The following is a 1,589-nucleotide window of genomic DNA, read 5'->3' on the forward strand; positions in this document are numbered from 1 at the left end:
ATTTTATATGTAACGTTTTTTATTTGAGTTGGCTTTTTTATGAAATAAAAAACGGCTCAATTAAAAAATGTAATGAGGTTTTTATGAATGATAAATATTTTGTTCTAATTTTAGCTATGATTTCTATTTTTTCTAATATGCTTATTTATGCAATATTTTATATAGTTTGGTTTTTATTTTATAGATGATTTCGCATAATCAGTATTATGTTAAATGAATTATCAAAGAGTGCGACCCTCTCTAAACAAGCGTTGTCGCACCTTCACTGGAGAGATCGATCTCTCCAGTGAAGTTAAAAATAGTCATAAAGTCGCTATATAGCGACTTTATGACTGATATATAGCGTTTAGCGTGTTAAGTAAACTTGATGATTAATTTTTTGATTTTAATTGAATAAAAATACCATGATGTTTCTTTTACCATCTCATCTAAATATCTTTAAATACAGCAAGCTATTTTCAAACATCCTCTTTCCAGAATATTGAAATAAAAATAGCAAGAGATAAAAGAATGAGGCTTGAAAACACCAAAACAGAACTGTGCGCCAAAATAAAAGCTGAATGAGCTGATTCAACAACAATAATTTTGGCACTATCATCTGGTAAATGTGAAATCATTTGATATGTTTCACCAATAGATCTTTCAGCAACATTTATTTGATCAATACTAAAAAATTGATCAAAATTTACATTCCTTGTATAAAAAAATGATGCCATTAATCCAAAAAATGTAACCCCCAAGCCAGTTCCCAATTCGTATGATATGGCTTCAATGGCACCAGCAGAAGATGCTTGACTTATAGGAGCACCTGATAAAATTGCAGATGTAGCCGCCAAAAACGCACATAAAATACTTAAACCTAGTAAAATCATATATATACAAGATAATAAATATTGGGTTTGAAAATTAACGATTGAAAGTAAATACATTGATACAGAACTTAATATCAAGCTTAAAACAGCAACTTTTTTAACACCAAACATATTTAACAAAGGTGTACTAATGACTCCACCTACACTTATTGCAATCATAAATGGTAAAATAGATAACCCAGCTTTCAGTGGACTGAGTTGATAGACGTATTGTAGTTTTTGGGAGACTAAAAGTTCAAATCCAACCAATGCAATCATGGCAACGGTAGATATAATAAAACCATATTTGACAGATTGATGAGTAAATAATTTAATATCAAACAGTGGATAATTACTCTGCTTCTGTCTTTTTATAAAAATAATACCAAGTATTAACCCACACAAAGCAATGATCATATATTTTGCGTTCAAATCATTTAATCCTGATTTCAAGCTAAAAATAAGCAAAAGAATTGAAATAATAAGCATGCTAGAATCAAATATATTTATCTTTTTTTCTTTTATGATTTGTTGCTTAGGTAACCCGAATCCTGTTTAAGGATTTATTTGAAAAAGCCAAGGATTAGAGCCATAAGTTGAGTTACTAGACACGACTTACCACTCTAATCCTCATGACTGATATTACTGCTTTATTCTGTACCATTGATGATTTTTTTATAAAATTTGAATCCACTTATTTGAAATTTCTAAAACAGAATCAATACTTCAAACGAATAC

At 29.2% G+C, this 1,589-nt stretch carries 1 protein-coding gene and 1 pseudogene; one reads left to right on the top strand and one right to left on the bottom strand.

Annotated elements, in window-relative coordinates; translation table 11 throughout:
* Window positions 1-458: 458 nt before the first annotated feature.
* Window positions 459-1,340: an MFS transporter gene (locus I2F17_RS12455; RefSeq protein ID WP_211140159.1), complete on the bottom strand. Its 882-nt coding sequence runs from the start codon at window positions 1,338-1,340 to the stop codon at window positions 459-461.
* Window positions 1,341-1,483: 143 nt separating this feature from the next.
* On the opposite strand from I2F17_RS12455, the pseudogene I2F17_RS12460 reads away from it, so the two are divergent.
* Window positions 1,484-1,589: pseudogene (locus I2F17_RS12460) on the top strand (IS982 family transposase); the annotation flags it as partial.

It is taken from the genome of Acinetobacter baretiae (genome assembly GCF_015627105.1).
Lineage (GTDB): Bacteria > Pseudomonadota > Gammaproteobacteria > Pseudomonadales > Moraxellaceae > Acinetobacter > Acinetobacter baretiae.